Source organism: Rhizobium sp. NZLR1b (assembly GCF_019685155.1).
In the GTDB taxonomy this organism is placed as follows: domain Bacteria; phylum Pseudomonadota; class Alphaproteobacteria; order Rhizobiales; family Rhizobiaceae; genus Rhizobium.
This window is the reverse complement of record NZ_JABDWC010000004.1, coordinates 343,024-366,433: the sequence shown is the minus strand read 5'-3', so window position 1 is coordinate 366,433 and position 23,410 is coordinate 343,024. Positions and strand designations below refer to the sequence as shown.

Sequence of the window (23,410 nt, the reverse complement as noted above, 5' to 3'; positions counted from 1 at the left end):
CGACGTCACAATTGCACCTCGCCATGGCCGGTTCCCATCCGGTGCTCCAGACGGCGGGCGAGCATGATCAGCGGATAGCAAACGATGAAATAGCCGAAGCCGACCAGGAAGAAGACCAGCAGGCCGTTCGGCACTCGCTGCACCACCAGCCAGCCGACCCGGGTGAGGTCGGTGAGCCCGATGGCCGAGACGACGGAAGAATCTTTGATCAGCAGCACATACTGCCCGACCAACGGCGGCAGCACGATGCGCATCGCCTGCGGCAGCACCACCTGACGCATCCGCTGCCAGCGTGACAGACCGGACGCCAGTGCCGCCTCGATCTGACCGATTGGTACCGCGCGGATGCCGGCGGCGACGATCTCGCAGATGAAGCAGGCGGCCAGGTTTGTCAGCGCAATGATGCCGGCGGTGAAGGCGTCGAGCTCGATGCCGAATTCCGGCAGAATGAAGAATATCAGGAAGATCTGGACCAAGAACGGCGTGCCGCGGATCAGGTCGACCCAGGTGCCGATCGCCCCGCTGACCAGCCGGTTGCTGCCGGTTCGAAGGATGCCGAGGCAAAAGCCGATCAACGTACCCAGCACCAAGCTGATCAGCGACAGCATGATGGTCATGCTGAGGCCGCGCAACGCGAGGGGATAGCTGCCGGCGAGGCTTTGCAGCTGCTGCCAAATCATGTCCGCGCTCCTGTTGGTGCCATTCCGAGCCGACGTCCGGACAGCGCCGCCAGCCCCTTAAGAGCGTAATAGAGCAGGAGGTAAAACGCCGCGATGGTGATGAAACCTTCCGCCGGCATGAACCGATCAGAGGCGAGCAGTTGCCCGGCACGCGTCAGTTCGGCGACTGAGATCAACGATAACAACGCCGAATCCTTGACCAGCACGATCGCTTGGCCCAGCAACGGCGGGATCGTTACCTTGAACGCTTGTGGCAGAACGACGAAGCGCATGCGTTGGATATAGGTCATGCCAGAAGCGACGCCCGCCTCCACCTGGCCGCGGGGGATCGACAGGATGCCGGCACGGATGATCTCGGCGACATAGGCGCCGCTATTCAGCGACAAAGCGAGAATGCCGACAACGAGTTCCGGCAGGATGAAGCCGAGCCGGGGCAGGCCGAAATAGAGGAAATAGAGCTGCGCCAGCAATGGCGTGGCACGCACCATGTCGATATAGGCCTTGGTCGGAAGACGAAAAAGCCGGGCGCGCTGCAGGTTCATGGCGGCCAGCACGATGCCAATGGCGAGCGCGCCGGCAAAGGAGAGGAGCGACAGCCACACGGTCGTAATGAGGCCCTGCCCGAACAGGGGCAGATATTCAACGATGGTGCGGAAGCTGAAGTTCTCGAGCATTGCGGGCGGACTACCTCAGGCGGCAAGGGGACGAATTGTCCAGACGGTTCCGCAACGCCGAGGCGCATGCGAAACCGTCCGGGCCATAAAGATGCCTAGATCATGATCCGGATCGATCAGGAGGGTCGAACCTAGTGATCCTTCTTCCAGTCGTCGGAATTGACCCAGTAGTCGAGGTTTTTCTGCAGGCGGCCATCGAGGCTTACCTGGTCCAGAAACTGGTTCATCCAGATCAGGAGGTCCTGCTCGTCATAGCGTGTGGCAAACGCCAGCGGCTCCTTTGACAGCATGTCGGGCATGATGGTGAAGCTGCCGGCCGGATAGGCCGTTGACTGGCCCTTCACTGCCGAGACGTCATTGACGCCGCAATCGGCCTGGCCGTTATTGACAGCATCAAGCAGCAGCGGGCCGCCGCCCTTGTAGCTCTTGATCTCGGCGTCGGGGAAGGCGGCCTTGGCCTCTTTCTCGCCGGTAGCACCCAGGAGCACAGCGATCTTGGTGCCCTTGGCCTTGCAGTCGTTGGTCGAGCCGAACTTGCCACCGGCCTTGGTGAAAACGGTGCTGCCGGTGAACATATATGGTTTGGTGAAGGCGACTTTCATCCCCCGCGCCAGCGTCGGCGTCATGTCGGCGACCAGAAGATCAGCTTTGCCGGATAGCAGCGCCGGAATCAGGCCGTCCCAGTCGAAATCAAGGAAGGTGATCTTCACGCCCATTTCCTTGGCCATCAATTCGGCAAGTTCGACCGAACTGCCGGTCCGTTCACCGGCCTTCCCGACCAGGGAGAAGGGAGGGCCTTGTGTCTGCACCGCAACCCGCAACTCACCGCGCTTGGTGATGTCGTCGAGCGTCCCGGCGTTTGCAGCGGCCGCGATACTTGCGAGCGCAAGTGTTGTGATAAAAAGCTTGGCAATCTTCATCTGGCATTCCTCCCTGTTATCGTTGTCGTTCCCACCCTTGGGTGCCTTTTGAACGGCGGTGCCGTTGCCGGCGGCGACCGCGTTCGAAAATCCTCAATCCCAGCTAACCGTCTCGGAAACCCGGATGCCGCGCCTGGCCAATTCGTCGAAGAAGTGGCCGTCCGGCACATGCATCAGCGGGTTGAGCAGGCCGGGCTCGGCGATTTCGCCGCGCGCCAGCATCTGCGCCACGATGCTGGCGGGATAGCCGACGCCGCGGCTCATGCCGAACAGTCCAGAGGTCAGGTCGCGCTCTATGCTCAGGTCCGATGTCACTGTTTTGCGGCGGCCGCCTTTGCTGCCGGAAAAGACATTGCGCATCACGCAAAGATCCTTCTCGTCGGCGCCATACTGCAATTGGGGACCGAGCATCCGGCCGAGAAATTCGCGCGGGCTGGCGCCAAGGCCAGGCACTTTGTCTTCAGAGAGGAAGCCGAGTTCCTTCAGCGGAGCCCAGAACGCCGACCAGCCCGGCCAGCGCAGCGAATAGCGGCCACTGCGCTGCAGCCCCTTGGCAGAGCCGAGCATGCCGGCATAATGGAGCGCATCGCCATTCGGGAAGGCCTCCAGCCTGCCGAGGCCTGCGACCTCGATCTGATGGATGAAGCGATTGTCGTGTTGCCGGCGGGCCGGCACCTCGACCCGCTCGCCGTCCTCGATCAGCACGCTGTCGCGATTCTGGCTCATCAAAACCATGTCGAAGTTCCAGCTCACCTTGTAGCATAGCGGCTTGGTCATCGCTTTCGGCTCGGGGACGCCGCCGCAATAGGAATCGATGGAGGTGATGGTTTCGAATTGCCGGGCGGCCCGCGCATAGAGCACAAGGTCGATGCCGGGGTCGAGCCCGCATTCGGTCATGATCGAAACGCCCGCTGCCGTAGCCGCGGGAGCGAGATCGGCAATGGCCTTGCCGTAATTGGTGGTGACCAGCGGCGTGCACGTGGCGATCGCCGCCAGCACCGCCTCGCGCATCAGCGGCTGTGGCAAGAGGTCGATGACGGCGTCGGCATCCCTGATCACATCCGCCAGCACCGGACCGATCGGACCTTCCGGCACGACGAAACTTATGCGGGTAAGGTCGGTCAGGCCGCCAAGCCGGGCCGCGCCATCCGGCGCGATATCGACACAGACCACTTGCTCGACACCGTCGCTGGCGACGAGATCGGCGATCGCCGCCCGGCCTTGTAGGCCGAGGCCGCCGAGGACCGCGATCTTCATGCGGTTTCCTTTCGCATATTCTCGTCGGACCAGCAGCCTTCCGGCAGGCTGACCCACTTGTTGCATGCGGCCATGACGACGAAGGTCTCGCTGCGCACGATTTCGCCCGGCTCGCCCGCGCCGGGGATCAGCTCGCTGGTGACACGGTAGAGATCGTCAACATCACCGGCCACGGTCACGTCGACGATAATGTCGAAACGTCCGGTGACCACGCAGGCCGAGTTCACGAAAGGCAGCTCGGAGATGCGCTGCGCCAGTTCCCGTGCGCGGCCGCGCCCCTGCGCATTGATGCCGACGATGGCTGAAATCAATTCGGGGCGCTCGGTCAGGTTCAGCAATCCGACGATCTTGAGCAGGTTGCGGCCCACGAGACCGCGCAGCCGCACGCGCACGGTCGGAACCGAGATCGCCATCTTCTCGGCGAGGCGATTGACGCCAAGCTGCGCATCCTGCGACAGCAGCTTGACCAGTCGCCGGTCGGTCTGATCGAGATGTTCGCGCAAAGGCTCTGTCTTTCATAAATGGAAAGAATTTATGGCTCTTTCTTTCTAATATGAAAAAGAGTTTACGAGATTTCGATCTAAATGCAAGTGTATCGTTGATGCATGAAAAGACAATTGGGGCGATCGCGAAGGGTTGGCCAATGCGTTCCTTTTCGCACTGTTTAGTCATGCAATAAAATCGAAATACCCATTGAGGGCTTGTGCGTTGGAGTAACCAGCCGAAACTTCGACACGGGAGTCGCGTGATATTTAGTTAAACCGCCTGCTATGACGCTCCCCTTCGTGAACCCTCCGAAAAGCGAAGCGAGGGCCCCGGCGGCTACGAGCTCGAAATCAAGCCGCGCTGAAGGCACTATGCAGCGCGATGGCCGGAAAGCATTTTTGCGGGAACTGTCAATGAACTCCGAAAATGGATGCTCGTGGCGACCTTTCGATTGTGTCCGTCATTGCGGGACAGGTGCATCGAAACCAACACTGAGCTGACATGAGAGGAGTTTCAGCTGATCGCAGTCTTTACCGGTCCGTGAATTATCGGCTTCCATGTTGGGCTCGCGAAGTTCGTAATCGCGAAAGAGCCGTTGGCATTGGAGGCGGTAAATACCCTCTATCCCATAACCCATATGGTCGATCATGTTCAGTTCATGGCGGCGTGAGAAACGGGTTGCAGTAGCGGCGAGGCACCCCTCATGCAGCACATAATCTACGGGCTGGCCCAAGCGCAAAAATACGTGCCCGGAGAGGAACTGTGCAATGGGGGGCGCTCGGATCAGCTGCCCGAAGCGATCCTGCGGGCAGCATTGATGGCGCGGCGGGCGCCGGAGCGCAGTTGCGTGGTCTCGGCGCCGGCAATGACCAGATCGAAGCCGAATTTAAGCAATTCGCCGGCCCGCTCGCCGTCGGCGGCATAGGCGCAGGCGAATTTGCCGTGGGCGCGGCAGCGCGAGACGGCATGCTGCATGGCGCTATCGATCTCCGCGGCGTTCGGCGCCACCTGGTCGCCGTTCGACAGCGCGATCGAAAGGTCGGACGGACCGACGAAGATACCGTCGATGCCGGCAACGCCGAGAATGCCGTCGATCGCCTCGAGCGCCGCCCGGGTTTCGACCATGGCGATGGCGACGGTCAGCGCGTTGGCGTTTTTCAGATAATCGTCGGCGGACAGGCCGGTGTGGTTCAGCGCCAGCGACGGTCCCCAGCTGCGCTCGCCGAGCGGCGGATATTTCGTGGTCCTGACGAAGGCTTGCGCGTCTTCGGCCGAATTGATCATTGGCGCGATGATGCCGGAGGCGCCGGCGTCGAGCAGGCGCGAGGCGGAGGCGAAATCGCCGACCGGTATGCGCGCCAAGGCTGGTTTGCCGGCGAGGCGCACCTGGCCGACAGCGTTTGCTGCCGCCGGCATGTCCCACATACCGTGCTGCATATCCAGTACGACGGCGTCGAAAGCCTCCTGCGCCAGGTGGTTGGCGAGCGTGGCGTCCGGAATACCCACCCAGGCGGAGATCATGCCGCCCTGGTGGTTCCTGATCCGTGCCGCGAAACCGTCGATATCAGCTGCGCTCATGCCATTCTCCTCGATTTCGACAGGCCGCCAACGGCCCTATTTTCACTTCGAGGAATTCTTCGATGCCGAATTCCTGCGAAGCCCTGCACGGTTGCCGGCTCATCCTCGCCGGCGCAGCCGTGAAATCGTTATTGTCACGGCGAGCCCGGCCGCAGCCAGGATGGCTCCCCAGACGATCCAGATGCTTTGGTTGATCATGAAACTGGACGACGGATAGGGAAAATAGCCGCTTCCCTGTGCGACCCAGATCAGTCCCAGGAGGATCATCAGTAGCCCAACGACATATCCGGCAGTTCGCAACATGCTTCGGCCCTTCCGTGTGAATCGATGCCACAATGTCGATCGGCTTCGTTCATGACAAGGCTTCTTTCCCCGCCCGCACATATTCCGGATGCAATACGGCGTCTGGAAGGTCAGGGCCCGTCGGCTTCCTTCACCAGCCAGCTGCTGAGCCTCTCGCTATCGACATTGGCCGATTGCGGCGGGATCAGCCAGTAACCGCGGTCGCGGGACTCGAGCGGCGGCCCGGCTTGCACCAGCATGCGGGCGGAGAGCAGCGTATCGACGAGACCCATCCAGCCGATCGCCACGCCCTGCCCGCTCAGCGCAGCCTGAACGACCAGCGAATAAGTATTGAAGCTTATATCGCCGCGGCCGGCATGGGCGTCGCGAAGGACGGAGAATTCGGTCAGATAACTGCGCCAGTCGAACCAGGGCGATGGCATCGGCGTGTCGAGATGGATTAGAACCGCCTTGGCAAGCTGCCCCGGATCGTCGAACGGGCCATTGCGATCGAGAAAGCCCTGCGTGCAGACCGGCACGACCTTTTCCCGCAGCAGAAGCGTGCCGATGGCGCCGAATTCCGCCCGCGTGCCGAAAACGACCGCAACATCCGCCTCGTCGCGAAAGCCCGCAGCAAACCGCTGCGTCGCGACGATCTGTATATCCGTTTCCGGATGAAGAAGCCGGAAGCCGTCCATGCGCGGGATCAGCCAGAGCGACGAAAAGGCATAGTCGGTTCTCAGCCGGGCGACCGGTCTTTGGGCTTCGGCACGGAAGTTGCGGGCGAGTGCATCGATGTCAGCGACCGCCTTGGCGGCGACCACAAAAAGCCGCTCCCCCGCCGCGGTCAGCTCGACACCGCGATGCTGGCGGCGCAGCAGGTTGACGCCGAATTGCTCTTCCAGCCGGCGGATCTGATAGCTGACGGCAGGCTGCGTGAGGCCAAGGGCGCCGGCCGCCGCCGAAAAGCTGCCGAGCCTTGCGACCTCGACGAAGATGCGCATCCATCCAAGTTCCGGCAGACGATCTGACATAAAGAATCCTTTTGGCATCCATCGAAAAATGTCGCCTTTACAAGCGTAATGATAGAAGCTTTGATAAAACCTTCAAATGACAAAAAGGGAAGCCGCATGGCGCGTCCGAATATTCTCATCCTGATGGTCGATCAGTTGAACGGCACCTTGTTTCCCGATGGGCCTGCCGATTTTCTTCATGCGCCGCACCTGAAATCGTTGGCGGAACGTTCCGTTCGTTTCGCCAATGCCTATACCGCAAGCCCGCTCTGCGCACCGGCACGGGCGTCTTTCATGTCCGGGCAATTGCCGAGCCGAACGCGGGTCTATGACAATGCCGCGGAATTCGCCTCCGACATTCCGACCTACGCGCATCATCTGCGCGCCGCCGGATACCAGACGGCGCTTTCCGGCAAGATGCATTTCGTCGGCCCCGACCAGTTGCATGGCTTCGAGGAGCGCCTGACGACAGACATCTATCCGGCCGACTTCGGCTGGACGCCCGACTACAGCAAGCCCGGCGAGCGCATAGACTGGTGGTATCACAATTTGGGTTCAGTGACCGGCGCCGGCGTTGCCGAGATTACCAACCAGATGGAATATGACGACGAGGTCGCCTACCACGCCAGCCGCAAGCTGTTCGACCTCTCACGCGCCCACGACGGACGCCCCTGGTGCCTGACCGTCAGCTTCACCCATCCGCACGATCCCTATGTCGCGCGCCGCAAATTCTGGGACCTCTACGAGGATTGCCCGGTCCTTGACCCGGCGGTGGCGCCGATTGCCTTCGAGCGACAGGACCCGCACTCGCAGCGCCTGATGAAAGCCTGCGACCATGATGCTTTCGACATCAGCCGCGAACAGATCAGGCGGGCAAGGCAGGGCTATTTCGCCAATATCTCCTATGTCGACGAGAAGATCGGCGAGATTCTCGGTGTGCTGGAACGCAGCCGTATGGCCGAGAACACGATCATCCTGTTCGTTTCCGACCATGGCGACATGCTCGGGGACCGCGGCCTCTGGTTCAAGATGAACTTTTTCGAAGGATCGGCCCGCGTTCCGCTGATGATCTCAGTCCCCGGCTGGACACCCAAGCGCATCGATCAGCCTGTCTCCACTCTCGACGTGACGCCGACGCTGGCGGCTCTTGCCGGCATCGATATCGCCTCATTGAAACCATGGACCGAGGGCGAGGATCTGACGGCACTGGCCGAGGGCATCGGCAGCCGTGGGCCGGTACCGATGGAATATGCCGCCGAAGGTTCCGAAGCACCGCTCGTCTGCATCAGGGACGGTCGATACAAGCTTTCGCTCTGCGATAAAGACCCGCCGATGCTGTTCGATCTCGAAGCCGACCCGAGGGAATTGGACAATCTGGCAGCCGACCCGGTCCATGCCGAAACCTTGGCAGGGCTTGCCGACCAGGCCAGGCGGCGTTGGAACCTTGCCGAATTCGACGCCGCCGTGCGTGAAAGCCAAGCGCGCCGCTGGGTGGTCTACGCAGCGCTGCGCAACGGCGCCTATTATCCCTGGGACTATCAACCGCTGCAGAAGGCCTCGGAACGCTATATGCGCAATCACATGGACCTGAACGTGCTGGAGGAAAGCCAGAGGTTTCCGCGTGAGGAATGAGCGAAAACTGCTTCGGGATCAGGCCGTCCTGCGGGCCGGCGCCTCGCGAAGGAAATCCTCGATGAACTGCTTTTGCAGCAGGATGCCGTCCCATTCGTCGGGAAAAAACGGTGAGTCGTAGATTAGCGTGAAGGGGCCGGCGTAACCGGCCCTTTCGCACATTTCCAGGCACTTGCGGTAATCGTCGGCATCGAGGCCGCCAACACTGTAGTCGGCCTTAGCGTGGCAGATCTCGGCACGGCGCATGATGTCGGCCAGGCCTTCATATTTCGCGGGCGCTGCCCAATTGCCGAGGTCGCCGTTGAGGCCGACCTTGCCGTCCAGCCGGTCCAGCAGCCAGTTCATCTCGACCGGCGACGGCAGCAGGTCGAACCAGTTCTCGACGACGACACGCACGCCGCTGCCTTCCGCTTCGTCTGCCAGCCAGTTCAGGTGTCGGGCGGCGCGGCTAAGATTTTCGTCCGTCGGCGTCTGTTTGCCGGCGATGACGCGCATCCGCTGCGCCCCGAGGGAAGCGGCAGTGTCGATCCACTCCGCCATCCATTTGACGTCGCGTTCGGCCGTCTCGGCATGGCTCGGATCGCCATCCTCGACGAGCAGCGTCTGAAACAGCACGTTCGACGACGCCAGCGCATCGCGCAATTCGCCGAGATAGCCGGCGTCGAGGCTCGGCAGATGGAAGGAACATACCTCAAGCCGGTTGATGCCGCGCGCCGCCAGCGCCGCAGGCATGTCGATCAAGGCCGCCGCGCCAGGGCCATAGGGTTCCCTGGGCGCCGCGCTTTTGTCAGGATCGGGGCTATAGCCGTGGACGGCACCGAGCAGCCGATGCAATGACCACGTCGAAACCGCGAAGCGTCCGTTTTGCATATCCTGCACGTACTTTCCTCCAGCATCTCCTGAGGCCATCAATCGCAACAAAAACCCGGTAGTTCAATGGCCATTTCAGGCGAAATCGCCACGCACGACCGGTTCGGCGGCAAGGGCAACGCCGAGCAGCACCTCATCGCGACGGGCGGTGGCCGAGAGCAGCAGGCCGACCGGCATGCCCGCCTCGCCGGTACCGCAAGGAATGGAAACGCCGCACCAGTCGAGGAAATTGCCGAGCGCGGTGTTGCGCAACGTCTTGTTGTTCGTCGCGAAGAACAGTTCGTCGTCCTGCTCCAACGGACCAATCGGCGGAGCGATATGGGCGACGGTCGGAAAAGCGAGCAGCCGGTGGCCGACAAGGCGCTCGACTTCCGCGATCAGGCGGCTGCGCGCCTCGAGGATCGCCAGGTAATCGGCCAGTGTCGTCCTGCTTCCCAAGCGGGTGCGCATGACGACACGGTGATCCATCCTGTCCGCGTCCGGCCCGGCCAAGCGTTCACGGTGAAGCGCGAAAGCCTCCGCCGTCACCAGCGGACCATATCTCGTCATCAGATCGAAAATCTCGTCGAAGGCGGGAATGACGGCGCGGGCGACATGGACTCCGGCCTTTTGAAGACGTTCCAAAGCTGCCTCGAACGCGGCAATCACGCCCGGTTCGGCCCCGTCGAAAACGACATTCTCGGGCACGAGCAATTCCAGTCCTTGCAGCGGGCGCTCAGCGGCGTCAGGTGCCGTCAGCCCGCGCATCGCCGCATCGATCCAGACTGCGTCCCTGACGGTGCGGCAGAGCGGTCCCAACGAATCCAGGCTCTTTGCCAGCGGATAGACGCCCTCCATCGCGTGACGGCCCCGGGTTGCCTTGTAGCCGACGATGCCGTTCAGGGCGGCGGGAATACGCACTGAGCCGCCGGTATCCGTGCCCATGGCGACCGGCACCAGCCCGGCGGCGACCGCAACACCGGCGCCGGAAGACGAGCCGCCCGGAATGCGCCGGAGGTCGGTGCCGCGTGGATTGACCGGCGTGCCGTAATGCGGATTGATGCCGAGGCCCGAAAAGGCGAATTCGCTCATATTGGTGCGGCCGATAGCGACCATGCCCGCCTGCCTGAGGAAAGCGACGACGGCCGCATCGCGCTCGGCCGGCGCCTCCCCGGCCAGCACGACAGAACCCGCGGTTGTCGGCAGGCCTTCGATGTCGAAAAGGTCCTTCCAGGCGATCGGAATGCCATCCAGCAATCCGAGCGAGCGCCCTTCCCGCAGGCGCCTGGAGGCGGCGCGCGCCTCCTCCATCGCCCGGCTTTCCAGCAGCGTGGTGAAAACGGCTTTGTCGGCGTAATCAGCGATGGATTCGAAGACAGCCTCGGCCACATCGACCGGATCGGCAGCACCACTTTGGATGAGGACGGAAAGCTGCGCGACCGACATCGCGCCGAAAGATTTGCTCATGGGACGATCCACAGAAAGATGACCCCCTGGATTACCCCGGATCATTCCGGCGAACCAGAGCTTCACGTTATTTTGCATTTTATTAGTGCGATTTTCTGAACACTGAGTTTGCAGAATGCCCCTTCAATTGCCGCGATCGAAGACACACATGATGCACGCATGCAGAGCAGGTCCATAGTTTACTCTCGAGAGACCGGCGCCGCATGTGTTGCAGGAGTATTTAGAAATGACAGATTGTGAAGCTTTGAGCCGTCGCCAGGATATGGTGACCCATCATGTGAAAGAGGACGAAACCGCCGGCGCAGGCGAGCGCGACTATGTTGACCATGTCAGCGCTCAGAAGCTGTCGGCCTTCGAGCGCCTGGTCGTCGTCGGCGCATTGGTTCTGTTGAGCTTTGCGGGTTTTGCCGCATACTCTTCCGGCAATACGGACCCAATGACGACATCGGCCATTGCCGCCCCCGCGGACGACAACACGCCGCATCATCAGCCTTACGGCCATTGCCGTGAGAGCAGCCCCTATGCTGAGAGGGTCTGCTGACAGCAGGCCTATTTCGCCGGGCAAAAACGCGTTTCGCCGGGCATGGAGACCTTGGCCCAGGCTGCATCGACAGCAGAAAAAGGGAAAAGGACCATGGCCGGTGATATCGATTACAATCTCGACCGCTTCATCGATGCCCAGAACGGCATTTACGAACAAGCGCTCTCCGAGCTGAAAGCCGGGCGCAAAACGTCCCATTGGATGTGGTTCATCTTCCCGCAGATCGCCGGTCTCGGCACGTCGGCAATGGCCGAAAAATATGCGATCCGCTCGGCTGAGGAAGCCGCCGCCTATCTTGCCGACCCCATTCTCTCAAGCCGGCTGCTGCGCTGCGTCGAGGCGATTTTGTCGGTCGACGGCCGATCGGCGCATGAGATCCTCGGTTCACCCGACGACCTGAAGCTGCGATCCTCGATGACCTTGTTTTCCGCGATCAGCGACCATGGCTCGCCCTTTCACCGAATGATCGAGCATTTCTATCAAGGGAAATTCGACGAACGGACGATGGAAATCCTCCGGACTTAGAACAGGTAGATTTTAGGCCCGGTCGGCCCAATGTCGTCCGAGACCGCCCACAGTTTCGGCATCATGCTCTAGCTCTCTAATTTAGAACAGGATTCAGATTTTAGGCCGACCGGGCCTGAAATCATCCTGTTCTAGCGGCCCGGCCTGCTTCCAGCGCAGCTATCTCGTCGGAGATTTCGCTCAGCCGCTGACGCAGATCGTTGTCGGTGCCGTCATCGACTTCTTCCTCGCCGAAACAATAGCGGGCGTCGTGAAGCTCCAGCTTGGCCTCGAGCTCGGCGCGTTTGGCATATAGGCGCTTGAGATAGACGTAGTTCATCTCCCGGTCTCCACTTGTCCTCCGGTTATGGATGAACGGTGTGAGAGCGGTAAGGTTCCCGAAGGATTGTTCAGGCGAAAGAAGCGATCGCCGCGTTGCAGGCCTTGGCGAAATGACCGCAGCAGCCGGCAGCACCCATGGCCTGGCGGCTGACACGCGCCCCCTCGAGCAGCAACGTCAACGTATCGGCAAGAAGCTCAGGCTCGCGCGCATCGGCCGCCGAACAGAGGGCGGCCAGGCGATCGCGCTGTTCGGCTTTGTGCCGTTCGATCATCTCGTGGGCGGGATGGCCCTCGCCCTTCAGCTCGATGGCGGCATTGGCGAGATCGCAACCGGCGGGCTCGCCGTTCAGACATTGCGCCCGCGTTTCCACCCAAGCATACAGCTGAGCGCGCGGATTGCCGGGACAGGCCGTCTCCAGCTCGCGCCAGATCGCACCCGCCTTTTCCGAGGCGCGGCGCAGCGTCTCGCAGACGAGTTCGTCCTTCGAGCCAAAATGCCGGTAGAGCGTCATCTTGTTGGTCAGAGCCGCGTCGGCGATGGCATCGACGCCGATGCCGCGGATGCCGCGCTCGCGGAAAAGCTCCGACGCGGTCGAGACGATACGCTCCCGCGGCGGGATGCGATCTTCTGGAACGGCTGCGGAGGTTTCATTCGAAGTTTCTGATTTTTTTGCGGACGTAGTCCTTGACATCAATGTGACCGATCGGTAACAAATGCATTGTTACTTACCGGTAACACCACGAAACGCGAAAGTCAATGTCGAGAACACGGCAGCGGAAAGTGGAACACGGGCGACCGCCCACGAAAGGAGGACAACCATGAGAAAGACCAGAGACGACCTGACGATATCCGAAGCCCTTCGCGACCCCCTGATCGCCATGGTGTTGCGCGCCGACGGCGTGAAGCTTGAAGATTTCAAGCAACTCCTGGAGACGGCCGCCGGTAAACGCGAACCGCGCTCGACCTCAGTGGGCAACATGATCGGAGCGCTCGCAAGCCGCGCCAATCTTCCGGCGATGCCCTGCTTCGGCTGAACAATCCGCTTGAAAATTTCGGGGGATCTTTCCCTGCCCCCGTCAAGGGCTGCCGTCATAAAGAGGCGGCGGCCCTTGCTGCTTGATCGTAATGCCCGGAAAGCGCCCGGAGCGTCGCCGCCACGGCCGATGTCGCCGCGGCATCGAGCCCGACCCCCTTCATAGACTCCACCAGCAGCGCCTCTCGCACCGCCCGGTATTTCAGGCAGGTTTCAACGCCCTCTTCGGTGGCGGCGATCAGTTTCTCCTTGCCTGCCCGAGCGCTTGTCACGAGGCCGCGCCTTTCCAGCTTCTTGATCGCGTAGATCACCAGATGTGTATCCTCGACGCCGAGCACACTGCAGAGATCGCCGAGCCGCTTCGGCCGCTGCCTGTGGGCCACCGAATGCAGCACCAGCACGTCGATTGCAGCACAGCCGGGCTCGCCCGCCGCCGTCATGCAGCGGACCATCCAGCGATCGAAGGCATTGCCGGCGAGGATCAGGCCGAATTCCAGCTCCGAAAGAGCCGGCAGCGCTCCATCTGCCAGATGTGCGGAGGAGACGATCGGCCCGATTTCCTGTCGCCCGCGCTGATCTGCCATGTCGCCCCTCCATGATTTCGAGAAGATAACGTTGACATTTTATCGATAAATCGTCAATAAATTTTCAGTTCAATGGGAGGCCGGATGATGGGCAGACAGTGGGATTTCTGGGTCGATCGCGGCGGCACTTTCACCGATATCGTCGCGCGCCGTCCCGACGGTTCGCTCACCGCCCACAAGCTGCTCTCGGAAAATCCGGAAGCCTATCGCGACCCGGCGGTGCACGGGATCCGTGAGCTGCTTGGTGTGACAGCCGGCCAGCCAATCCCTTCCGAGCTTATCGGTGCGGTGAAAATGGGAACGACGGTCGCCACCAATGCGCTTTTGGAACGCAAGGGCGATCCGACCCTGCTGGTGACGACGAAGGGCTTTCGCGATGCGCTGGAGATCGGCTACCAGGCCCGCGCCGATATCTTCGCCAAGAAGATCGTCAAACCAGAACTGCTCTATGCCGACGTTATCGAGGCCGAGGAGCGCGTGCTGGCGGACGGCACGGTGGAACGCGTCCTCGATGAACATGTCTTGCGGCAAGCACTGGAAGCCGCCTATACCAACGGCCTGCGCGCCGTTGCCATCGTCTTCATGCATGCCTACCGCTACCCCCAGCATGAGCAGCAGGCCGCCGCCATCGCGCACGCGATCGGCTTCACGCAGATCTCGCCGTCGCACGTGGTTTCACCGCTAATCAAGCTCGTCGGCCGCGGCGACACTGCCGTCGTCGACGCCTATCTGTCACCGGTTCTTCGGCGCTATGTCGATCAGGTCGCCGCCGAACTCGGCACCGTCGAGGGAGAAGGTCCGAAGCTGATGTTCATGCAGTCCTCCGGCGGGCTGACCGATGCGCATCTCTTCCAGGGAAAGGACGCGATCCTCTCGGGCCCCGCCGGCGGGGTGGTGGGCGCGGTCGAGGTCTCGCGCATCGCCGGTTTCATCAAGATGATCGGCTTCGACATGGGCGGCACCTCAACCGACGTCTCGCATTACGACGGTGAACTGGAACGCGCCTTCGAGACCGAAGTCGCCGGCGTGCGGATGCGCGCGCCGATGATGAAGATCCATACCGTCGCTGCCGGCGGCGGTTCGATCTTGAGCTATGACGGTTCGCGCTTCCGCGTCGGCCCTGAATCGGCCGGTGCGACACCCGGCCCGATATCCTATCGGCGCGGCGGCCCGCTCACCGTTACCGATGCCAACATCATGGCCGGCAAGCTGCTGCCGGAATTCTTCCCTGAAATCTTCGGCCCGTTGCAGGACCTGCCGCTCGATGCCGAGACAGTGCGCGCCGCCTTCGCCGAAATGGCGCAGACGATCGGCGGCGGGCGGACGGCGGAAGATGTCGCCGACGGTTTTCTCGCCATCGCCGTCGAGAACATGGCCAACGCCATCAAGAAGATCTCCGTCCAGCGCGGTTATGACGTTTCGGACTATGCGCTCACCTGCTTCGGCGGTGCCGGCGGCCAGCATGCCTGCCTCGTCGCCGACAGCCTCGGCATGAAGACCGTGCTGATCCACCCCTTCTCCGGCATTCTCTCGGCCTATGGCATGGGTCTTGCCGATATCCGCGCCACGCGCCAGCGCGCGGTGCTGACGGAACTCGCCGCAGCGTTGATGACGATCGCCGACGTCCGGGCCGGGTTGGCCGAGGAGGTGCGCGAGGAGTTGACGCTGCAGGGTGTCGAGGCTGCCGACATGGAGATCGTCACCCGGCTGCACCTGCAATACAAAGGCACCGACACCGCCCTGCCCGTCGCCTTCGGGCCGCAGGAGGAAATGGCGCAGGCCTTTGCCGCCGCCCATAAGAAGCAGTTCGGCTTCATCTTCGAAGACCGGCCTGTTGTCGTCGATTCCATCGAGGTCGAGGGCATTGGCGGCGGCGCCGACATCGAGGAGGCGGACATACAGGCGGAAGCCTTCGAGCCGGAAGCCCTGCGCACAACCCGCTTCTATTCCGGCGGAACATGGCGCGAAGCCGGCATTTTCAGGCGCGACGGGCTGAAGCCGGGCGCCGTCCTCAAGGGCCCCGCCCTCATCATCGAACCGCATCAGACGATCGTTGTCGAAGCCGGCTGGCAGGCACGGCTTACCGGCCACGACCATATCGTGCTCACCCGCGAGATCCCGCTGTCGCGCAATGCGGCGATCGGCACCAGCGCCGATCCGGTCATGCTCGAAGTCTTCAACAATCTGTTCATGGCGATCGCCGAGCAGATGGGGGTGACGCTGCAGAACACTGCTCATTCGGTCAACATCAAGGAGCGGCTCGATTTCTCCTGCGCCGTCTTCGACCGCACCGGCGCGCTCGTCGCCAATGCGCCGCATATGCCGGTGCATCTCGGCTCGATGGACCGGTCGGTCGAAACGATCATCCGCCTCAATGAAGGCCGCATCCGCCCGGGCGACGTCTTCGCGCTCAACGCTCCCTACAATGGCGGCACGCATCTGCCCGACATCACCGTCGTCACGCCTGTTTTCCACGATCCGGGCGAAGTCATCCTCTTCTACGTCGCCTCGCGCGGTCATCATGCCGATATCGGCGGCAAGGCGCCGGGCTCGATGACGCCGAGGGCGACGAAGGTCGACGAGGAAGGCGTGCTGATCGACAATTTCCTGCTGGTCGACGAAGGCCGTTTCCGTGAGGGCGACTTCGCAGCGATGCTGCAGGACCATCCCTACCCTGCCCGCAATCCGGCCCAGAACGTCGCCGACGTCAAGGCGCAGATCGCCGCCAACGAAAAGGGCGTGCAGGAATTGCGCAAGATGGTCTCCCATTTCGGGCTCGACGTCGTCGAGGCCTATATGGGCCATGTGCAGGACAATGCCGAAGAGAGCGTCCGCCGGGTGATCGCCCGTCTGAGCGACAGCGAATTCACCTATCCCACCGACCAGGGCGCCGTCATCAAGGTGAAGATCACCGTCGACAGAAAAGCGCGTGAGGCGACGGTCGATTTCACCGGCACGAGCGCGCAGCAGCCGACCAATTTCAATGCGCCGGAACCAGTGACGCGCGCCGCCGTGCTTTATGTCTTCCGGGTCATGGTCGAGCAGCCGATCCCGATGAATGCCGGCTGCCTGCGGCCGATCCGGATCATCGTGCCCGATGGCTCGATGCTGCGTCCGGCCTATCCGGCCGCCGTCGTCGCCGGCAATGTCGAGACCAGCCAGCATGTGACCAATGCGCTGTTCGGGGCGCTCGGAACGCTGGCGGCAGCGCAGGGCTCGATGAACAACCTGACCTTCGGCAACGCCGTTTATCAATATTACGAGACGATCTGCGCCGGCGGCCCCGCCGGTCTGCTCAACGACGGCACCGGCTTCAGCGGCGCCGATGGTGTGCACACGCACATGACCAACTCACGGTTGACCGATCCTGAGGTGCTGGAATTCCGTTTTCCCGTCGTGCTCGAAGATTTCCACATCCGCCGCGGCTCCGGCGGCAAGGGAAAGTATAGCTCCGGCGGCGGAACTGAGCGCAGCATCCGCTTCCTGGAGATGATGGATTGCAGCATTCTCTCCTCGCATCGCATGATCCGGCCGTTCGGCCTCTTCGGCGGGGAAGACGGGCAATTGGGAAAAACCGAGATCCGTCGCGCGGACGGCAAGGTCGAAAGGCTGGAGGGCGCTGACCAGGCAATGCTCGCCGCCGGCGACGCCGTGATCGTCACGACACCGACCGGCGGTGGCTACGGCAAGACATAGGTGCACTTGACGCCACAGCCAACTTTTGCCGCGTGCAGGACTGTAAGATCGTTTGGCTGTTCTCCTCCGACCCCAAGCAAGAAGACACTTTCTGGGGCAAATAAGGCGCCGAGCCGCGACCAACGGACCGAAAGCGTCGCTGCCCGTACCACGATCACTTTCAAGGAAATAGTGAGCTCGGCACGCTGCCGCGACAGGAGAGGCCCTCAATCAAGCCCGTGGCTTCGGTCATATCCATTCAAAGCGCGCGTCTTCCAATTCAATGGATAGCCTGCTGGTTTGAAGACTTCAACGATTAGGGGATAGCAGGCGGCCATGTCAGAGGAATGGACGGTAGAGCAGTCGCCTCCGGGGCATGCGGATATGCAGCCTAAAAGATCGATCTCGGCGAAGAATTCGAGGTAATCATTCGGCCGCACAGGGCTTGCCTTCATGAAGTACTGTCCGGTGTCGCGCGAAAATCCGGTGCACATGAAGACGTTCAGAACATCATGAACATGCAGTTCCGCTTCATTGATCGGAAGACCAGTTCTCTGTGCTAAGGCGCGGGTCAGGTTGGAGTGGCAGCAATAATGGTACTGCCCGCCGTCGCTCAGTAGGTTGTGGGTGTAAGGGTCACAACGTGTACCGATGACGTCGTGGACTGACCCGCCGAATTCGTCAAAACCATACCAATCGAGGGTATCGTGAGTTATGGTTGCGATCGGCCGGAGGTAGGGGAAGTTGGAAAAAAGCTGATCACCAACGCCCACATGCGTCCCATTCAGGGCGCGCGTCTTGCCGCTGTAAAAGCGCTCGCCAATGTTCTTCAGGTTGAACAGGTTCAGGTCGCCAACCTGCGCGCCCTCGGAACAAATGATCCTGCAGAAATGACCAGCGGGGACCTCCCACGTTGCAGCATCGCGCGGTGGGACGGTCACTCGATCAACGAGCTCCAATGCATCACGAAGCGTCCGATAGGCGGATAAGTCGGGGCGTGGCAGCGTGTCTGTCGGATAGCAGATGACGGGTTTAATCGCTTTCCGTACATCGGCATCGGCGGGAGCGGTGGTCATCGAGGTGGTTTTCATGTTGACGATCTCATAGGCTGAATTGTTTGGCGGGGACGATGGCAAGTCAGCACCGTCTAGACCAGTCGTTCATAGCTATGAAGTGACAAAGTCGGATCCGAAGCGGATTTCCCCACGCTGAAACTGAATAGCCCTCGCCAAGCGCCAGAGTTGGCAATTGCGAGGGCGAATTGAAGCAGGCCGACTAATGGGTGTCGGCCGGAATGTAATCGATTCCATTCGGATAATAGACGAAAAACACGCAGTCTTCGGGACCCATACACTTGTTGACGCCTTTGCCGGCCGGCACCAGGTCGAGCCCGGTTGTATCGTCATAGGGGCTTCTGCCCCTCCAGCATTTCGAACCATTGCTCTGACGTGGTAAGCTGCCTCGACAAGTTTTTGAGCGACAGGGCACCCTGCGGGCCGGAGAGTTTATCCGCAAATCCTACCGAAGGTGGAACCGAACTCGGACGGGCTGGCGCTCCCGGCCAATGATTCCGCAGCGTAAGCGATGCAGATGGCGGATCGGGGTTCCGTCCTAGAGAATTGGTTTGCCGCCGGTGACCGCGATTGTCGCGCCGGAGACATAGCTCGACAAGGGATCGGCCAGCATCATATAGGTCGTCGCCAGTTCGGCCGGCTGGCCGGGCCGTTTCATCGGCACCTGCTTGCCGAAACTGCTGACGCTTTCCTCTGGCAGGGTCGACGGAATGAGCGGCGTCCAGATTGGGCCCGGCGCCACCGCATTGGCGCGAATGCCTTTCTCCGCCAGAAGCTGGGCGAGCCCGGCCGTGAAATTCTGGATCGCGCCCTTGGTCGTCGCATAGGCAAGCAGGGTCGGGTTCGGGCTGTCCGAATTGATCGACGCGGTGTTGATGATGGAACTGCCGGGCTTCATATGGGGAACGGCCGCCTTGGTCAGGTAGAACATCGCATGGATATTGACCCTGAAGGTCAGTTCCCACTCCTCATCGCTGATCTCGTCGATACTCTTGAAGCTCGCCTGATGCGCCGCATTGTTGACCAGAATGTCGATCCCACCAAGCTCCTTAACCGCCGTTTCGACGATCTGCCGGCAGTGGGCGGGATCCTGAATGTCGCCACTGACGAGCAAAGCCTTGCGCCCGGCCTGCTCGACCAGCCGTTTCGTCTCGTCGGCGTCCTCGTCCTCATCGAGATAGGAGATCAAAAGGTCGGCGCCTTCCCGGGCATAGGCGATCGCCACCGCCCGGCCGATACCGCTATCGCCGCCGGTGATGATCGCCCGCTTGCCCTTCAGCCGCTCGGACCCGCGATAGCTTTTTTCGCCGTGGTCGGGAACGGGGTCCATCTGTGCGGTGAAACCCGGCATCGGCTGCTTCTGGGATGGGAAAGGCGGTGTTGGATAATTCGTCATGATGATCTCCTGGTTCGGGATCAAACTCAGGCTGCGGCTTGTTGTTCCAAGTTTATGGCGGAGGTCCAGACGACCCCCCGCTGTGACATCCGCCCACACGATCAACCTACAAAATTTTGCGATTTGCCACAGCGACCGCTATGCCATAGTAATGTAACAGAATAGCAGTTTTAACGAGGTGCATGGAATTGGACGGAAAGACATCACCCGCAGTTTACACCGAAGACGAGGCCCATGCCGACGACGTCGCCAGCAAGGGTGCGCGGCGCGCCCGCGTCAGCGGCATCGATCGTGCGCTCCAAGTAATCGATCATCTTTATGAGACCGGCTCGCCTGCCGGCGTCTATGCGATCGCCAAGGCGGTGAAAGCGCCGCTGTCGACCGTTTACGTCATCGTCGACGATCTGGTCGAGAAGAACATGCTGACGCGCCAGGCGGACGGCTCGATCTGGCTCGGCGCCCGGCTCTATCATTACGGCCTTGCCTATGCCCGCTCGCTGGATTTCATGAGCATCGCCACCCACGAGATGCACGATCTCTGTCGCCAGGCCGGCGAAACCGTGCAGGTCTGCGGCCGCGACGGCGACTATATGCTGGTGCTTGCCATGGCCGACGGCCCGAGCCATTTCCAGGTGGCGTCCCGCGTCGGTACCCGCGTGCCGCTGAACTGGACGGCGTCTGGCCGCCTGCTTGCCGGCCACCTGCCGGAGGAGGAGCGCATCGAGCTATTCAAGCGCTGCGCCCGATCGTCACCGACCGGCCGCGCCGAGATCGATCCGAGCACCCTGTCGGAAGCCGCCGGCAAGGCCTTCGAGGCGCGCCTGTCGATCCAGGCGGGGGAATCGGATTATGCGGTTGCTTGCATCGCCTCGCCGATCTGCGATCGCGACGGCCAGTGCGTCGCTACCATTTCCATCGTGCTGCCGGAACAGAAGGCCTTTTCCGACGAAAATCACTATACCACGCACGTGCGCAGTTCGGCGGAGCGGATCGAAAAGCTGATGGGCTGGCGCAACCGCTGAGCGCTTCGCTCGTCAGCGGATCCTACCGGTAGGAGTAACCGTGGCTGTGGCGCACGAGCTTGCGTGCCCGCGGCACATAGCGGCCGGCGGTAAAAGCATCGGCGCCGATCACCGCATACCGCGGCTCGAACAGCTTGTTGAGGACGGAGACGTCGCCGTTGGAATCCGTCGCCTCAAGGTCGGAATCGACGAGGTCGAATATGGTGAATTCGGCCTGCGCGCCAACCGAAAGCCGGTTTTCCATCGACAGCTTGATGACCGATGCCGGCGCGTGGGTGACGGCCTCCACCACCTTGTCGAAGGGCATGCCGACGCTGAGCAGCTTCGACATCGTCGTCGCCAGGTCCCAGACCGGGAAATTCATCGAATGGCCGTGCAGGTCGGTCGAGATCGAGAACGGCAGAAGCCCGCGCGCGATCGCCGCTTCCGCCACCTTGAAGGAGAAGGAGGCGCCGCCATGGCCGATGTCGAGGCGGATACCCTCGGAGGCGCAGCGCTCGGCGAGATTGAAGAGATCCTCGTCCTCCATAATGCTCGAGCCGGCCTTGCCGTTGAAGCAATGGGTGACGACGTCGCCGGGGCCGAGAATCTCCAGCACTTCGTCATAGAGCGCCGGCGGCTCGCCGACATGCACCATCATCGGCACTTTCAGGATCTTGGCGATCTTCTTGCCGAGCTTGACGGGGGTCACACCCCAGGAGCCGGTGATCACGTGGCTCGCACGTACCTTGATGCCGACGATGTGCTCGCTGTTTTCAGCATAGACTTCGAGGATGCGGTCGAGATCGATATCTCTTATATCCCTGAGTTCGGCGACGCGGTTGCAGGCGACGAGGCCGATCGAGCCGAGGTTCAGGAAGGCCTTGATGCGCTCACGCGCGGGCTCGATGATATATTCGCGGAAACCATGGAAGTTCGCCTCACCGGCCGAACCGGCGTCGACCAGCGTGGTGACGCCGCGCTCGACGCCGCATTCGGAGGGGCGGATGGAAATGTCGGTGCCGCCGTGCCAGATATGCACGTGAAGGTCGACCCAGCCCGGCGAGACGAAGGCGCCCTTGCCGTCGATGCGCGTCACATCCTCAGAGACCGCGAGCGACGGACCGATTTTGGCGATCCTGCCATCGGCATTGACGAGAATGTCGATCACCCCCTCGGCTGTGCCCGCGCCGAAAGCCATCGGTTTGACATTGGTGAGGAGAAGCGGCTTCTGAGGCTGGTCGCCGGACATGGTCATATTGCTGAATTCCATAGTTATGCTATATAAATCTTTATAATAGAATAAGGCTGAGGACGCCGCTGTCAAGGACAATGACGCGGGATCCGCCGCTGAGGAAACGTCGATGGCGCGCTCGTTCCAAAGCGCGCCAGTCGCGAAGATCCGGTAGTTCCAAAGCGCGCCTGTTCGCGAGGATCCGGCAAATCAGCGTTGATTTTCAATCCCGGAGGATCGAGTAGTCAAGCCGTTGGAGGTGATCCGGATCGGCAATGGCGTCGATCGCGGTGATCCTGCCGTCGGCGATCGTCAGCGCCACGACGACGCGGAGCTGGCCGGCGATCTGCACGACAAATCCGAGCTCGCCGTCGACAACGGCAATCTCTGCCGCCTGCGCCCGACCCTTGAAGGCTTCGGCTACCCCAGCTGCGCCGCGCATTTCGCCAATGGTGCCGAATCGGGCCGCCGTCGCATCCGGCCGGAAGACGACATCGGGGGCAAGCACGGCAAGCAAGGCCTCAAGATCGCCATTGCGCGATGCCGTCAAGAAAGCCTCCGCGATCGTCCGCTTGCGGCCGAAATCAACATCCGGCGCTTCGTCTGCCCCTTGCACCCGGCGGCGGGCGCGGCTTGCAAGCTGACGGGCAGCGGCAGACGAGCGGCCGATGATCGGCGCGATCTCGTCGAAGGGCAGATCGAACATGTCGTGCAGCACGAAGGCGACACGTTCGGCGGGCGCCAGCGTCTGCAGCACGACGAGCAACGCCACGCCGACCGATTCGGCAAAGGCTGCATCGCGCTCCGGATCGTTTGCCGGATCGGCGATCGCGGCATAGACCGGCATCTCCAGCGGTTCCTCGCGGCGGGTCTTGCGCGTGCGCAGCATGTCGAGGCAGATTCGCGCCACCACCGTCGTCAGCCAGCCGCCGAGATTACCGACATCGGTCGTATCCGTACGGCTGAGCCGCAGCCAGGCCTCCTGGACGGCGTCTTCCGCCTCGCTGCGCGAGCCGAGCATGCGATAGGCAGCGGCCTTCAGATGCGCCCTGTTCGCCTCGAATTCGTCCGCCAGCCAGTTTTTCTCGTCCATTTGTCACATTCCTCCGCTGCGTTCCGTCAAGGCCATGACGAATGAAACCCGGCCGATGTGACAGCGTCGGCGGATCGTCGAAAAGTAAACCGCAT

23 protein-coding genes are annotated in these 23,410 nt (G+C 61.7%); 6 read left to right on the top strand and 17 right to left on the bottom strand.

Features of this window, described 5'->3' with window-relative positions; all coding sequences use genetic code 11:
* Nucleotides 1-5: 5 nt before the first annotated feature.
* From HJB84_RS08430 to HJB84_RS08395, 8 genes are all read right to left on the bottom strand, one after another.
* Entirely contained in the window at nucleotides 6-680 is a 675-nt protein-coding gene (locus HJB84_RS08430; protein WP_207585220.1) for an amino acid ABC transporter permease, read from the bottom strand.
* A complete protein-coding gene (locus tag HJB84_RS08425; protein ID WP_207585219.1) occupies nucleotides 677-1,354 on the bottom strand; it encodes an amino acid ABC transporter permease in 678 nt (225 codons plus the stop codon). Before HJB84_RS08425 ends, HJB84_RS08430 begins: the two co-directional genes overlap by 4 nt.
* Before the next feature lie 131 nt (nucleotides 1,355-1,485).
* Entirely contained in the window at nucleotides 1,486-2,274 is a 789-nt protein-coding gene (locus HJB84_RS08420; RefSeq protein WP_207585218.1) for an ABC transporter substrate-binding protein, read from the bottom strand.
* Nucleotides 2,275-2,367: 93 nt separating this feature from the next.
* Nucleotides 2,368-3,531 carry a saccharopine dehydrogenase C-terminal domain-containing protein gene (locus HJB84_RS08415; protein WP_221115694.1) on the bottom strand — a complete coding sequence of 388 codons (1,164 nt, stop codon included), beginning with the start codon at nucleotides 3,529-3,531 and terminating at the stop codon, nucleotides 2,368-2,370.
* On the bottom strand, nucleotides 3,528-4,034 hold the full coding sequence (locus tag HJB84_RS08410) for an Lrp/AsnC family transcriptional regulator (RefSeq protein WP_207585216.1): 507 nt from the start codon (nucleotides 4,032-4,034) through the stop codon (nucleotides 3,528-3,530). The genes HJB84_RS08415 and HJB84_RS08410 overlap by 4 nt, the downstream gene beginning before the upstream one ends.
* A gap of 766 nt (nucleotides 4,035-4,800) precedes the next feature.
* Entirely contained in the window at nucleotides 4,801-5,595 is a 795-nt protein-coding gene (locus HJB84_RS08405; protein ID WP_207585215.1) for an HpcH/HpaI aldolase/citrate lyase family protein, read from the bottom strand.
* A 99-nt stretch (nucleotides 5,596-5,694) separates the two neighbouring features.
* Nucleotides 5,695-5,898: a hypothetical protein gene (locus HJB84_RS08400; RefSeq protein WP_207585214.1), complete on the bottom strand. Its 204-nt coding sequence runs from the start codon at nucleotides 5,896-5,898 to the stop codon at nucleotides 5,695-5,697.
* Between the two features lie 110 nt (nucleotides 5,899-6,008).
* The gene (locus tag HJB84_RS08395; RefSeq protein ID WP_221115693.1) at nucleotides 6,009-6,911 is read right to left on the bottom strand and encodes a choline sulfate utilization transcriptional regulator; all 903 of its coding nucleotides are present in this window, start codon (nucleotides 6,909-6,911) and stop codon (nucleotides 6,009-6,011) included.
* A 96-nt stretch (nucleotides 6,912-7,007) separates the two neighbouring features.
* Between HJB84_RS08395 and betC the strand changes: the two genes are divergently transcribed.
* Nucleotides 7,008-8,522 carry a choline-sulfatase gene (gene betC, locus HJB84_RS08390; protein WP_207585212.1) on the top strand — a complete coding sequence of 505 codons (1,515 nt, stop codon included), beginning with the start codon at nucleotides 7,008-7,010 and terminating at the stop codon, nucleotides 8,520-8,522.
* A gap of 18 nt (nucleotides 8,523-8,540) precedes the next feature.
* Here the strand turns inward: betC and HJB84_RS08385 are convergent, their stop codons facing one another.
* Both HJB84_RS08385 and HJB84_RS08380 read right to left on the bottom strand, forming a co-directional pair.
* A complete protein-coding gene (locus HJB84_RS08385; RefSeq protein ID WP_207585211.1) occupies nucleotides 8,541-9,401 on the bottom strand; it encodes a sugar phosphate isomerase/epimerase in 861 nt (286 codons plus the stop codon).
* Between the two features lie 66 nt (nucleotides 9,402-9,467).
* Nucleotides 9,468-10,838: an amidase gene (locus tag HJB84_RS08380; RefSeq protein ID WP_221115692.1), complete on the bottom strand. Its 1,371-nt coding sequence runs from the start codon at nucleotides 10,836-10,838 to the stop codon at nucleotides 9,468-9,470.
* A gap of 262 nt (nucleotides 10,839-11,100) precedes the next feature.
* Here HJB84_RS08380 and HJB84_RS08375 point away from each other — a divergent pair, with 262 nt between their 5' ends.
* On the top strand, nucleotides 11,101-11,379 hold the full coding sequence (locus HJB84_RS08375; protein ID WP_207585629.1) for a hypothetical protein: 279 nt from the start codon (nucleotides 11,101-11,103) through the stop codon (nucleotides 11,377-11,379).
* A 93-nt stretch (nucleotides 11,380-11,472) separates the two neighbouring features.
* Nucleotides 11,473-11,904, top strand: coding sequence for a DUF1810 domain-containing protein (locus HJB84_RS08370; RefSeq protein WP_207585209.1), 432 nt, complete (start codon nucleotides 11,473-11,475; stop codon nucleotides 11,902-11,904).
* Between the two features lie 121 nt (nucleotides 11,905-12,025).
* On the opposite strand, the gene HJB84_RS08365 is transcribed toward HJB84_RS08370, so the two are convergent.
* Both HJB84_RS08365 and HJB84_RS08360 read right to left on the bottom strand, forming a co-directional pair.
* A complete protein-coding gene (locus tag HJB84_RS08365; protein WP_207585208.1) occupies nucleotides 12,026-12,223 on the bottom strand; it encodes a hypothetical protein in 198 nt (65 codons plus the stop codon).
* 70 nt (nucleotides 12,224-12,293) lie between these two features.
* On the bottom strand, nucleotides 12,294-12,917 hold the full coding sequence (locus HJB84_RS08360) for a TetR/AcrR family transcriptional regulator (RefSeq protein ID WP_207585619.1): 624 nt from the start codon (nucleotides 12,915-12,917) through the stop codon (nucleotides 12,294-12,296).
* A 127-nt stretch (nucleotides 12,918-13,044) separates the two neighbouring features.
* Between HJB84_RS08360 and HJB84_RS08355 the strand changes: the two genes are divergently transcribed.
* Nucleotides 13,045-13,260, top strand: coding sequence for a hypothetical protein (locus HJB84_RS08355; RefSeq protein ID WP_007627616.1), 216 nt, complete (start codon nucleotides 13,045-13,047; stop codon nucleotides 13,258-13,260).
* Nucleotides 13,261-13,315: 55 nt separating this feature from the next.
* Here the strand turns inward: HJB84_RS08355 and HJB84_RS08350 are convergent, their stop codons facing one another.
* Entirely contained in the window at nucleotides 13,316-13,843 is a 528-nt protein-coding gene (locus HJB84_RS08350; protein ID WP_221115691.1) for a winged helix DNA-binding protein, read from the bottom strand.
* An 87-nt stretch (nucleotides 13,844-13,930) separates the two neighbouring features.
* On the opposite strand from HJB84_RS08350, the gene HJB84_RS08345 reads away from it, so the two are divergent.
* Nucleotides 13,931-17,539 carry a hydantoinase B/oxoprolinase family protein gene (locus HJB84_RS08345; protein ID WP_221115726.1) on the top strand — a complete coding sequence of 1,203 codons (3,609 nt, stop codon included), beginning with the start codon at nucleotides 13,931-13,933 and terminating at the stop codon, nucleotides 17,537-17,539.
* Between the two features lie 206 nt (nucleotides 17,540-17,745).
* Here HJB84_RS08345 and HJB84_RS08340 read toward each other — a convergent pair whose 3' ends face one another.
* Both HJB84_RS08340 and HJB84_RS08335 read right to left on the bottom strand, forming a co-directional pair.
* On the bottom strand, nucleotides 17,746-18,609 hold the full coding sequence (locus tag HJB84_RS08340) for a DUF1989 domain-containing protein (RefSeq protein ID WP_207585617.1): 864 nt from the start codon (nucleotides 18,607-18,609) through the stop codon (nucleotides 17,746-17,748).
* Nucleotides 18,610-19,129: 520 nt separating this feature from the next.
* Nucleotides 19,130-19,987, bottom strand: coding sequence for an SDR family oxidoreductase (locus tag HJB84_RS08335; protein WP_221115690.1), 858 nt, complete (start codon nucleotides 19,985-19,987; stop codon nucleotides 19,130-19,132).
* A gap of 182 nt (nucleotides 19,988-20,169) precedes the next feature.
* Between HJB84_RS08335 and HJB84_RS08330 the strand changes: the two genes are divergently transcribed.
* Nucleotides 20,170-21,009: an IclR family transcriptional regulator gene (locus HJB84_RS08330; protein ID WP_221115689.1), complete on the top strand. Its 840-nt coding sequence runs from the start codon at nucleotides 20,170-20,172 to the stop codon at nucleotides 21,007-21,009.
* Between the two features lie 22 nt (nucleotides 21,010-21,031).
* Here HJB84_RS08330 and HJB84_RS08325 read toward each other — a convergent pair whose 3' ends face one another.
* On the bottom strand, nucleotides 21,032-22,240 hold the full coding sequence (locus HJB84_RS08325) for an amidohydrolase/deacetylase family metallohydrolase (protein ID WP_221115725.1): 1,209 nt from the start codon (nucleotides 22,238-22,240) through the stop codon (nucleotides 21,032-21,034).
* A gap of 205 nt (nucleotides 22,241-22,445) precedes the next feature.
* Nucleotides 22,446-23,315 carry a sigma-70 family RNA polymerase sigma factor gene (locus tag HJB84_RS08320; protein WP_221115688.1) on the bottom strand — a complete coding sequence of 290 codons (870 nt, stop codon included), beginning with the start codon at nucleotides 23,313-23,315 and terminating at the stop codon, nucleotides 22,446-22,448.
* Nucleotides 23,316-23,410 lie beyond the last annotated feature (95 nt).